The sequence below is a fragment of the Nonomuraea mesophila genome (genome assembly GCF_004352805.1).
GTDB classification, from domain to species: Bacteria; Actinomycetota; Actinomycetes; order Streptosporangiales; family Streptosporangiaceae; genus Nonomuraea; species Nonomuraea longispora.
On record NZ_SMLD01000258.1, the window covers coordinates 1 to 9,473 of the forward strand.

Sequence of the window (9,473 nt, forward strand, 5' to 3'; positions counted from 1 at the left end):
GTACCGGCCACTCAGGACGTAGGCGGGGGCCGCGGGGGTGGTGTTCGAGGGCTCCGACCTGGGCACCTGCCAAGCATCGCACACCGCTTTGTCCGCATTTATGGTGAAAAGTCGGGATCTTGGGATGGACGCGGCAGACGCGGTGGACGTGGCGGAGGTGCCGAACGGGACCTCGTCCTGGCACTGCACCGCGTGATACAGCCCCCACACGCGCGCCGCCATCCGCTCGCCCGCGGCGTCGACCAGCGGCCGCAGCAACTCGTCACGCCCCTCGGCGAGCCCTCCGACCAGCGCCGGGGCCACCGCCGCCACGTCCGCCCCGCGCAGCGCCTCCGCCATGATCGCGGCCAGGTCGTCGCCGGTCACCTCGGCCGTGAACGCCCGCGCCGCCACCGGATCCGTCGCAGGCACCCGGGCCGGGGAGGCGTTCAGCCTGGCCCGCACGGCCGCGAACCGCTCCGCGACCCCCAGCCGCGCCAGCGCGCCGCCGAGGCCCCGCTCAACGCCGTCGTGGTCGCGATCGGCGCCGTAGTGGTCGTGCTCAGCGCCGTCGTGGTCGCGCTCGGTGCTCGCGTCGCCGGCCGCGCCCGGAGCCTGGAACGAGTCGAGCACCATCGAACGCACGCCACCTGGGTCGGCCGCGGCCACGGCCGCCATGACCCTGGTCGAAGAGCCCACCCCGAACAGGTGCCAGGCGTCGTACCCGAGCTCCTCACGCACAGCCACCACGTCGGCCGCCATCTCCTGCGCGCGGTATCCCCGCAGGTCGATGCCCTGCTCCTGAAGCCGTTCGCGGCACCGGACGGCAGCGGCGCCCACATCGGCCCCCACATCGGCGCTCACGGCGGCCCCCACATCGGCGCTCACGGCGGCCCGCTCGTCGGCGCTCACGGCGGCGCCCTTGTCAGCTGAGGGCCGCCGCAACCGTCCGAGCAGCGCCTGCGCGGTCTCCGGGCAACCCAGCGAGGGCTCGGAGAGCCGGCCGCCGCGCTGCTCGACCGTCACCACGTCGCGATCGGGGAACATCGCGCTCAGCACGGACATCGTCTCCATCGACGTCGGCCCCGGCTCTTCGCCCATGAGGACCACCGGATCGTTCCCACGGTCGACGCCGGCCACGCGCACGGCGTACGCCACCTTGATCGTGCGGCCCGGCACGTCCCTCCGCTCGGGAACCTCCAGGAAGGCGCAGGTCGTGCGGGGCGGCATGGCGACCGGGCACGGCTGGCGCGCGGCCACGCCGGGCGGCGCGGGGGTCATGCCGGGTGTCATGGAGGGGGTCGCCGAGAGGGCGAGGGCGAGCACGACCCGAGAGATCACGGCACGAGACTAATAGTGTGGGCACGTGACCGAACCACTTGTTTCCAGGATGCGCGCCTTCGGCACGACGATTTTCGCGGAGATGAGCGCGCTGGCCGTGCAAACCGGATCGATCAACCTCGGCCAGGGCTTTCCCGACACCGACGGGCCCGCCGCGATGCTCGACCGCGCGGTCGAGGCGATCGGCGCGGGCGCCAACCAGTACCCGCCGGGGCCCGGCGTGCCCGACCTGCGGCAGGCGGTCTCCGAGCATCGCGCGGCCCACTACGGCCTCTCCTACGATCCGGCGGGGGAGATCCTGGTCACCGTGGGCGCCACCGAGGCGATCGCGGCGAGCGTGCTGGCGCTGTGCGAGCCGGGCGACGAGGTGATCGCGTTCGAGCCCTACTACGACTCCTACGCCGCCTCCATCGCCCTCGCCCAGGCCCGGCTGGTGGCCGTGACGATGCGGCCGCGGGACGGCCGCTTCACGTTCGACCCCGACGAGCTGCGCGCCGCCGTGACGCCGCGCACCCGGGCCATCCTGGTCAACTCGCCGCACAACCCCACCGGCACGGTCTTCACCCGGGAGGAACTGACCGTCATCGCGGAGCTGTGCCAGGAGCGCGGGCTGATCGCCGTGACGGACGAGGTGTACGAGCACCTGACCTTCGACGGGGTGGAGCACATCCCCCTCGCCACGCTGCCCGGCATGCGGGAACGCACGGTGACGATCTCGTCGGCGGGCAAGACGTTCTCGGTCACCGGCTGGAAGACCGGCTGGGTGTGCGCACCGCCCGGCCTCGTCACGGCGGTGCAGACCGTCAAGCAGTTCCTGACGTTCACGGCGAGCGCCCCGTGGCAGCTGGCGGTGGCGTACGCACTGCGGCACGAGCTGGAGTGGGTGGCCGCGCTCCGGGCGGGGCTGCAGGACAAACGCGACCGGCTCATGGAGGGCCTGGCGGCGGCGGGTTTCTCCGTGCTCAAGCCCGCGGGCACCTATTTCGTGCAGACCGACATCCGGCCGCTGGGCTTCGAGGACGGCCTGGAGCTGACGCGACGGCTTCCGGACCTCGCCGGGGTGGTGGCCATCCCGACCCAGGTCTTCTACGACCATCCCGAACGCGGGCGGCACTTCGTACGCTTCGCCTTCTGCAAGAAGGACGAGGTCATCGACGAGGCGGTGACCCGGCTCAAGCGCCTGTCGTCCTGACGCGCCCACCGTAAAACCTCTGTGATCGTACGGTTGCTCAGGGTAATATGCGGACGTGGTATCGCGGTGATACCACGTCCCGGCCTACGATGAGGGGCATGGCCATGACCCTTCGCCTCAGCGACCAGCAGACCGAAGCCCTCCGCAAGCGCGCGGACGCCGAGGGGCGCAGCATGCAGCAGGTGGTGCTGGCGGCCGTCGACGAATATCTCGCCCGGCACGCAGCCGATGAGGAGGTGCGCCGCCTCGGCGCCAAGTCCAGGGAGCGGTGGCGGACCGTTCTCGATCGGCTCGGCGAATGACCCGTTACCTCACGCTGGAACAGGTCCTGGAGCTTGCCGAGGCCGAGCTCGGGGACATTCTCGCCGTGCGTGACCTCGGCCTGCTCGACTCGGCCGTGCACCGGCCGAGCTCCTCCATGTTCGGGCAGGAGGCATATCCCGACCTGTTCACGAAAGACGGAGCCCTCTTGCAGTCGCTGGCGGTCAACCATCCGCTCATCGACGGCAACAAGCGGTTGTCATGGCTGGTCACGGACGTCTTCCTGAGATTCAACGGCGTGGAGCTCGACACCGACGACGACAGCGCCTACGACCTGGTCGTCGCCGTGGCCTCGGGCAAGCTCACCGAGGCCGACGAGATCGCCGACGTGCTGCGTACGTTCATCCCGCCGGGCGGTCACTGACCGCGGGAGCCGCCGCTCGGCTCGTCCAGCGGGGTGAGTGCGGCCGTCGCCTCCTCGTTGTCCATTCCCGTCGCCTGCAGCAGATCGACCACCACCGAGCGCAGCTGCGCGATGATGACGTGGGCCGAGAACCCGAGCTGCGGAGGCCTCTCCCTGGCCGCGACGGCGAGCAACGCCTGTCGCGCCAGCGTCGGCTCGCGGCCCGCCCCCAGCTCCAGTTGCAGCAGCAGCGCCGCCTCCGACACCTCCCGCATGGCCTCGGCCAGAGCGGCCGGGGGAGGGCTGACCTCCCCGAGCGAGGCCAGCGTGCGCCTGATCAGCACCCGCGCGTTCCGCAGCGCCAGGTCCACCGGCACGGCCGCGGTCTCGTAACGGGCCAGCCGGGCGCGCCGGTGCCAGTGCACCGGCGAGATCATGGCGATCTCCTTGCTGGTCTTCAGCGCCGCCTCGAACTCCTCCACCACCCCTTGCGTGTCGCGCGCCTCCTCCAGCGCCTCGGCGGCCAGGTCCACGTCCCGCTTCTCGATCGCCGCAGCGGCCTGCTCCAGCACCGTCGACAGCGCGTCCAGCACCCCGGACAGGTGCTTGGCGGCGATCATGAACGGGCTCGCGGGCAGCAGCGCGACCGCCGCGATCCCGATGATGCCGCCGGTGAGCGCGTCGGCCATGCGGTCCAGGCCGCCCACGCCCTCGCCGGGAACCAGGGTGGCCACCAGCACGGCCGAAGAACCGGCCTGCGCGATGAAGAGCGCCCCGCTGTTGAGGAGGACCGCCACGGCCATCGCCAGCGCCACCACCAGCGCGAGCTGCCAGGCGCCCGAGCCGATCCAGGACACCAGCAGGTCGCCCACGCCGACGCCCAGGCTGACCCCGACGACCATCTCGATCAGCCGGCGCAGGCGCTGGCCGAGCCCCACGCCGACGCAGATGAGCACCGAGATCGGCGCGAAGATGGGCCGCGGGTGGCCGAGCACCTCGGTGGCGACGAGCCAGGCGAGCGCGGCGCCGACCGCGCACTGCGTGATGGACGGCGCCATGAGGCCGAACGTGCTCAGCCGTTCCTTCACATGATCGCTGAGCTTCGTCCGCACCTCTCCACCTTGGCGGATCTTCGGCACAATGTCACGTTTGCCCCGGCCAGGTGTGTTTAGTCGGGAGCCGGTCCGACGATCAGGGAGCCGGTGCGTGATCCGGGGCCGAGCTGTGGCCCGGCGATCATGTTGCCGTGGCCGCGCCGTTCAGGAAATCGTCCACCGCGGTCAGGAACGCACGGCGCGCGGTGACGTGGACCAGGTGACCCGCCTCGATCGTCACCAGCTCGGCCCCAGGGATCAGCGCCGCCACGTCCTGCGCGCGAAGATGGCTCGCCGCCCCGCCCGACACCACCAGCGTCGGCGCCGTGATCCGCGCCAGCCCCTTCCTCCAGGCCGGGTCGGGGGCGACCAGCTGCCGCTCCGTCTGGTGCACCATCCGCCAGTCGAACGCCGTCGACCCGTCCTCCACGACCGGCGGGCGGTTCTCGATCGGGTACGGCTGCGGCGGATCCTCCAGCACCAGCCGCTCCACCCGCCCGGGGTGGCTCATGGCCAGCAGGTAGGCCACGATGCCGCCGAGCGAGTGCCCCACCACCGTGGCGCGTTCGATGCCCAGATGGTCGAGCAGCGCGGCGACGTCGGCGGCCATGGCGGGGACCGCGTATTCGCCGGGACGGTCACTCGCGCCGTGCCCGCGCAGGTCGGGCGCCAGAACGTGATAGCGCGCGGCGAAATGCTGGGTGATGCCGTTCCAGTCGTTGTGGTCGGCGGTGCGTCCGTGGAGCAGCACGAGCGCGGGAGCGGAAGGGTCGCCTTCCTCCCGGTAGACGAGCTTGATTCCATTGACATGGGCTTCGCGAATCACATGCGCGACCCTACAGCCGCCGCTCAGCGCAGGTTGACATCGTCCGCTGCGTTCCTGGGCAGACATTGACCATGAACCCCGCTGACCGGCTCGGCTAGCGTCGCCAGGACAGGGGGAAGGACCAGGAAGAAGGGGCTTGGCATGCCGGAGCCGATAGAAGTACGCAAGGTGCCCATCGAGAGCGTCACCGACGCCTCCGGGCTGTCACGGCTCATCGCCGACGGGGTGATCGAAGCAGGCCGGGTGCTCGCCGTCATCGGCAAGACCGAGGGCAACGGCGGCGTCAACGACTACACGCGCATCCTCGCCGACCGGGCCTTCCGCGAGGTGCTCTCCGACCACGGCCATCCGGCGCCGGACAACGTACCGCTGGTCTGGTCGGGCGGCACCGACGGAGTGCTCAGCCCGCACGCCACCATCTTCGCCACCACGGCCGACGCGCCCCCTTCCGACGAGCCACGGCTGTCGGTGGGCGTGGCGATGAGTGACGTGATCCTCCCCGAGGACATCGGCAGGCCCGCCATGGTGGAGAAGGTCGCCGCCGGCGTGCGCGAGGCCATGAAGATCGCCGGCATCGACGACCCGCGCGACGTCCACTACGTACAGACCAAGACGCCGCTGCTCACCCTCGCCACCATCACCGACGCCAAGAGCCGCGGCCAGGACACCGCCATCGAGGAGACCGGCCCCTCCATGGACCTGTCCAACTCCACCACCGCCCTCGGCGTCGCCGTCGCGCTCGGCGAGATCGAGATGCCCCGCGCCGACCAGATCCACAAGGACCTCTCGCTCTACTCGTCGGTGGCCTCCTGCTCGTCGGGTGTGGAACTCGACCGGGCCCAGATCGTGCTGGTCGGCAACGTACGCGGGATCGGCGGCCGCTACCGCATCGGCCACAGCGTCATGAAGGACGCCCTCGACGCCGACGGCATCTGGGAGGCCATCAGGGACTCCGGGCTGCCGCTGCCCGAACGCCCGCACCCGTCCGACCTCGGCGGGCGGCTGGTGAACGTGTTCATGAAGTGCGAGGCCGACCCCTCGGGGCGGGTGCGCGGGCGGCGCAACATCATGCTGGACGACTCCGACGTGCACTGGCACCGGCAGATCAAGGCGACCGTGGGCGGCGTCGCGGCCTCGGTCACGGGCGACCCGGCCGCCTTCGTCTCCGTGGCCGCCGTCCACCAGGGACCCTCCGGCGGCGGTCCCGTCGCCGCCATCTCCGCCCACGAATGATCCCGGTCCGCGGCTCTTTCTGGTCCTTACGGCTTTCTTGTCATCTTTACGGCTTCGCCGGGCCCAGCCACCCGCCGCGGGTGGCTGACGGCCCTCCAGGAAAACGCCCTCTGACCCTTCACCGGCCGGCCGCCGTCACGCAGCGCACTGCCGGCCCTGCGCCGTGGTCGAATTCGTGACCGATCGCCGCGGCGCGGTGAACCGTTCGCGTGGTGGCGGGGGCCGTGGCCGATCGGCGTCAGGGCCAGGGGAGGGCGGTGAGTTCGGGCCAGTCCCTGGTCCAGCGGGCGACCTTGGCTTCGTACACCTGCCGCGGCGCCAGCCTCGGGTTGGGGCGCAGGCGCAGATCGAAGGCGCCGGACACGCCGTAGGGGGCGTACAGCCGCCACTCGCCCGCCGGTGTGATCCGGGCGCCCAGCGCGCACGTCGTGGCGGGGAAAGAGGCGATCGCGTCCTCGGTGCTGTCGTACGGCGGGCACGGCACGCCGAACCGCTCCTCGTACCACAAATGCACCCGGGCCTCGTTGCGGATCTCGACCGGCACGTCGCCGAACACCCGCCGCCCGCTCCTGATCACCTCGTTCTCCGCCTCCCACGACAGGTCGGACGGGTCGTAATAGATCAGGTCGTAATCCTTGATGCCGTAGCCAGGATCACGCCCGGTCACGTGGTTCCAGACGGTCTGCACGACGGCGCCCGCCGCGACCCACCAGCCGGGCAGGCCGAGCGCCCTGGCCTGGTGCAGCACGCCGGTCAGCACCGGATTGGTGCCCAGCACGCGGGGCAGGGCGGCGAGTTGCTCGTCGAGGGGAAGGCGCGCGATCCGCATCGCCACCATGATGTCACCCGGATGGCGGCCGTACGGATCTGATGGCTATGTAGCGTTCGACATATGACGAGTGGTCCGCGGATGACCATGCCGACCATGGCTCTGCTCCGCGTCCTGCTCACCGACCCGGAACGCGACCGGTACGGTCTCGAGCTGTGCGAGTCGGCGGGGATGCCGAGCGGCACCGTTTACCCGATCCTGGCCCGCTTGGAACGGATCGGCTGGCTGGAGAGCCGGCTGGAGTACCCCGAGACGCACGTGACGCAGGCACGCCCAGTCCGCCGCTACTACCGGCTCACCGCCGACGGCGCCGAGCAGGCCCGCGACGCCGTCGCCAGGGCCTACCGCGCACGCCGGCGGCCGGCGCCGGGCTGGCTGTCCCCCCGGCCGCGGAACGAGCCGGGCGGCTCGGGAGGCCGGCCGAGCCGGGCGGCTCGGGAGGCCGGCCGCAGCGCGGGTAGTCTCGGGGGTTGTGCCGAGCATCCCGCAGCCTCTGAACCCTGACGACGACGGCCGCGCCGCTCCCGCCGTCGCCGCCGCCCTGGCCGCCTACGAGGCCGGTACGGCCGGCGACGCCGAGGTGCTGGCCGCGCTGAGCGGCGCCAGGTTGCTCGTGCCCGTGGTCGCCCTGCTGACCGAGAGCGAGGTCGGCGCGCACGGGCTGCGGCAGGAGAAGGAGAGCGAGATGGCCCTGCCCAAGCTCGTCGGGCAGGACGGCAGGCAGGCGGTGCTCGCGTTCACCGGCGCCGACGCGCTGGCCAGGTGGCGGCCGGACGCCCGGCCCATCCAGGCCACCGCACTCCAGGTCTGCCAGGCCGCCGTGCAGGAGCGGGCGGCGGCGGTCGTGGTGGACGTCGCCGGTCCTGTGCAGTTCGTGATCGAGGGCGAGGTGCTGGCGGCCCTCGCGGCGGTCGAGTCCGGCACCGTGGGCGGGCTCAGCGGCGTCACCGTCGCCCGCGTGGAGCCGGCCCGCAGGCGTCGCCGCTTCCCGTGGGGGCGCAGGTCCGGCCGATGACCCACCCGGCCCTCGCCCAAAGGTGACGTACGCCCTTCCCGCCTCGTCTTGGACGTCGATCCCGGTCAGGGCACGTCACATGGTTCCCGTGATCCGGACGGCGGATGCGTCAGGCCGTCAGGAGCCAGACTCCGGCCACGCCTGGTCTCTCCTGATCGGGCGCACGTTCCCGCCCGGCTCCGGCCGGATGCGCTGGTTGATGGGCGGCAACGTGAAGTGCCCGCGGATCATGTCGACGAGCCTGGCCATCTTGTCGTCGGCCACACCGACCTTGCGCTGGTCGAGGGTGACGCCCACGACGTAGCGGCCGTGGTCGACCCAGTAGTGGAACAGCGCGCCGCGCTCCACGTCCAGCACGGTCCTGATCACCGTGCCGCTCTCCAGCAGCCTGAGGTGCGTGTCGAGCCGCTGCCCGATCCACTCGAGCTGGCGGCCCAGCTTGAGGTAGGAGCCCCTGCGTTCCTCGGCCGTCGTCTCGTGGAAGAAGTGCTGCAGATCCGCGTCGTCGAGCACGTCGGTGTAGAAGGCGCAGCCGCCGGGCCCGAAGAACGCCACGAAGTGCAGGTCGTCCTGGTCGATCACGGAGACGCAGCTCGCCAGCGCCTTCTCCAGCGCCGCGCTGATCTCCGGCTGGGTGCGGATCAGGATCTCCGACTCGCCGATCACCTTGCGCTTGGTGGTGGTGGGCGAGGGGCCCGCCGTGGCCTCCAGATGCGGCACGTACAGGCCGCGCCGGAACAGCACCAGCAGGTACGTCCCGGTCAGCAGGGTGAACGCGGCGATCCCGATCATCGACAGGCCGAGCAGTTCGCCGGGCGTGTGCCCGTTCCACAGGACCGGCCCGAACCCCGCCGCGAACCCCAGCACGATCCCCCCGGCCGCCATCACGGTCATGGCCGTGACCAGCATGGTCGGGAGCCGTCCGCGCAGCCTGCCGGCGATCAGGGCGATCAGGGCCATCCCCGTCACCACGGAGAGCACGGTGACGGCGCGGGCAACGTCGTACTCCTCGCCCTCGATGTACCAGGCCAGCATTTCGAGTAGCACAGGGGCGAGCACGAAGGTCGCGATGACGACCGCGAACCTGACGAACCGATCCCTGTCCACGCCGGAAGTGTCCGTGATCGGCTGGCCGGCCGCAAGAGCCGGACCGCCATCCATGCCGGCGAATCGACCCCCCGGCGCCACTCCACCGGGGCGGGTCTCGCAAAGCGGCGGCCGGTGGTGCGGGCCGGTGGTGCGGGCCGGTGGTGCGGGCCGGTGGTGCGGGCCGGTGGTGCGGCGAGGGCCGCGATCGGCC

At 71.6% G+C, this 9,473-nt stretch carries 11 protein-coding genes; 6 read left to right on the top strand and 5 right to left on the bottom strand.

Translation table 11 applies throughout. From position 1 onward, the window contains the following. Positions 1-1,320: alpha/beta fold hydrolase (locus tag E1295_RS45370; RefSeq protein WP_132641166.1), on the bottom strand; the 1,320-nt coding region annotated here is incomplete at its 3' end. Between the two features lie 25 nt (positions 1,321-1,345). On the opposite strand from E1295_RS45370, the gene E1295_RS45375 reads away from it, so the two are divergent. The 3 genes from E1295_RS45375 (at position 1,346) to E1295_RS45385 (ending at position 3,197) form a co-directional block, all read left to right on the top strand. Further along, entirely contained in the window at positions 1,346-2,512 is a 1,167-nt protein-coding gene (locus E1295_RS45375) for a pyridoxal phosphate-dependent aminotransferase (RefSeq protein ID WP_132641168.1), read from the top strand. A gap of 98 nt (positions 2,513-2,610) precedes the next feature. Then, positions 2,611-2,814 carry a ribbon-helix-helix protein, CopG family gene (locus E1295_RS45380; protein WP_132508133.1) on the top strand — a complete coding sequence of 68 codons (204 nt, stop codon included), beginning with the start codon at positions 2,611-2,613 and terminating at the stop codon, positions 2,812-2,814. Continuing rightward, positions 2,811-3,197, top strand: a complete 387-nt coding sequence (locus tag E1295_RS45385) for a type II toxin-antitoxin system death-on-curing family toxin (protein WP_132641170.1) — start codon at positions 2,811-2,813, stop codon at positions 3,195-3,197. The genes E1295_RS45380 and E1295_RS45385 overlap by 4 nt, the downstream gene beginning before the upstream one ends. On the opposite strand, the gene E1295_RS45390 is transcribed toward E1295_RS45385, so the two are convergent. Together E1295_RS45390 and E1295_RS45395 are read right to left on the bottom strand one after the other, a co-directional pair. Next, positions 3,191-4,288 (bottom strand): FUSC family protein, encoded by a 1,098-nt coding sequence (locus tag E1295_RS45390; protein ID WP_132641172.1) that lies wholly within the window; start codon positions 4,286-4,288, stop codon positions 3,191-3,193. The genes E1295_RS45385 and E1295_RS45390 overlap by 7 nt on opposite strands. A gap of 124 nt (positions 4,289-4,412) precedes the next feature. Continuing rightward, positions 4,413-5,096 (bottom strand): alpha/beta fold hydrolase, encoded by a 684-nt coding sequence (locus tag E1295_RS45395; RefSeq protein WP_220449228.1) that lies wholly within the window; start codon positions 5,094-5,096, stop codon positions 4,413-4,415. 141 nt (positions 5,097-5,237) lie between these two features. On the opposite strand from E1295_RS45395, the gene bar reads away from it, so the two are divergent. After that, positions 5,238-6,329 (top strand): barbiturase, encoded by a 1,092-nt coding sequence (bar, locus tag E1295_RS45400; protein WP_132641176.1) that lies wholly within the window; start codon positions 5,238-5,240, stop codon positions 6,327-6,329. A gap of 238 nt (positions 6,330-6,567) precedes the next feature. On the opposite strand, the gene E1295_RS45405 is transcribed toward bar, so the two are convergent. After that, positions 6,568-7,158 (bottom strand): nucleotidyltransferase family protein, encoded by a 591-nt coding sequence (locus E1295_RS45405; protein ID WP_132641178.1) that lies wholly within the window; start codon positions 7,156-7,158, stop codon positions 6,568-6,570. A 96-nt stretch (positions 7,159-7,254) separates the two neighbouring features. On the opposite strand from E1295_RS45405, the gene E1295_RS45410 reads away from it, so the two are divergent. Together E1295_RS45410 and E1295_RS45415 are read left to right on the top strand one after the other, a co-directional pair. Beyond that, entirely contained in the window at positions 7,255-7,662 is a 408-nt protein-coding gene (locus E1295_RS45410; RefSeq protein WP_246081177.1) for a PadR family transcriptional regulator, read from the top strand. After that, complete coding sequence (locus tag E1295_RS45415) at positions 7,631-8,173, top strand: SseB family protein (RefSeq protein ID WP_132641180.1); 543 nt, start codon at positions 7,631-7,633, stop codon at positions 8,171-8,173. The genes E1295_RS45410 and E1295_RS45415 overlap by 32 nt, the downstream gene beginning before the upstream one ends. Positions 8,174-8,290: 117 nt before the next feature. Here E1295_RS45415 and E1295_RS45420 read toward each other — a convergent pair whose 3' ends face one another. Next, positions 8,291-9,280: a hypothetical protein gene (locus E1295_RS45420; protein WP_132641182.1), complete on the bottom strand. Its 990-nt coding sequence runs from the start codon at positions 9,278-9,280 to the stop codon at positions 8,291-8,293. Positions 9,281-9,473 lie beyond the last annotated feature (193 nt).

What these genes read in the sequence shown, in the direction of transcription:
- E1295_RS45410 (WP_246081177.1), top strand. Translation starts at nt 7,255, where the DNA reads ATGGCTCTGCTCCGCGTCCTGCTCACCGACCCGGAACGCGACCGGTAC.
- bar (WP_132641176.1), top strand. Translation starts at nt 5,238, where the DNA reads ATGCCGGAGCCGATAGAAGTACGCAAGGTGCCCATCGAGAGCGTCACC.
- E1295_RS45405 (WP_132641178.1), bottom strand. Translation starts at nt 7,158, where the DNA reads ATGCGGATCGCGCGCCTTCCCCTCGACGAGCAACTCGCCGCCCTGCCC.
- E1295_RS45380 (WP_132508133.1), top strand. Translation starts at nt 2,611, where the DNA reads ATGGCCATGACCCTTCGCCTCAGCGACCAGCAGACCGAAGCCCTCCGC.
- E1295_RS45385 (WP_132641170.1), top strand. Translation starts at nt 2,811, where the DNA reads ATGACCCGTTACCTCACGCTGGAACAGGTCCTGGAGCTTGCCGAGGCC.